Source organism: Aquabacterium sp. UBA2148, assembly GCF_002328915.1.
Classification (GTDB): Bacteria; Pseudomonadota; Gammaproteobacteria; order Burkholderiales; family Burkholderiaceae_C; genus Aquabacterium; species Aquabacterium parvum.
The window spans coordinates 4,976-5,648 of the sequence record NZ_DCXA01000156.1; the positions used below are offsets into that span (position 1 = coordinate 4,976).

The 673-nt window shown below is 60.0% G+C and carries 1 protein-coding gene; it reads left to right on the forward strand.

Annotation, left to right across the window (positions count from 1 at the left end; all coding sequences use genetic code 11):
• Nucleotides 1-371 precede the first annotated feature (371 nt).
• Nucleotides 372-673: HU family DNA-binding protein (locus B2W70_RS08515; RefSeq protein ID WP_286744780.1), on the forward strand; the 302-nt coding region annotated here is incomplete at its 3' end.

Sequence of the window (673 nt, forward strand, 5' to 3'; positions counted from 1 at the left end):
CAGCGGACTCTTAATCCGTTGGTCGAGTGTTCGAGTCACTCAGGGCCCACCAACATTTTCCAGGTGCACCTTGCACATGGTTCAAAAGCCACCTCAGGTCTTCCTGCAGGTGGCTTTTTATTTTGCCCTGCTCGTGGGCCAGGTGGCATGGCCCGTCCGGATCAGGCTGTGTCTGCGATTTCGGCACTTTGACGCGATCTGACCCCGCCCAGTAGCCCGTGTTCATCGGAGTTTCGGTCGGGCATGGCCTTGGATGCCCGATGAACAGTGGCTTTCAGGGCAATCGATTGATCTGAGGCCGTGCCAAATGGCCTTCTTGGTTGCACAATACCTTTGCCCGTCATTTGCGGGAGCCTTCCAGAAACTCATTCATGAACAAGACTGACCTCATCCAGCGTCTGGCTGACCAGCACGCCCTGTCCAAGGCCGAAGCAGGCCGCGTTCTGGACACGCTGCTCGACACCATCGTCACCGCCGTGAAGAAGGGTGACTCTGTCACGGTGCCGGGCTTCGGTACGTTCAAGCAGCACGCACGTGCCGCTCGCAATGGCGTGAACCCCAGCACCGGCGAGAAGATCAAGATCGCCGCAGCCAAGCTGCCCAAGTTCACCCCTGGCGCCACCTTCAAGGCCGCCGTTGACCCCAAGGCTGCCGCTCGCAAGGCTGGCGCCGC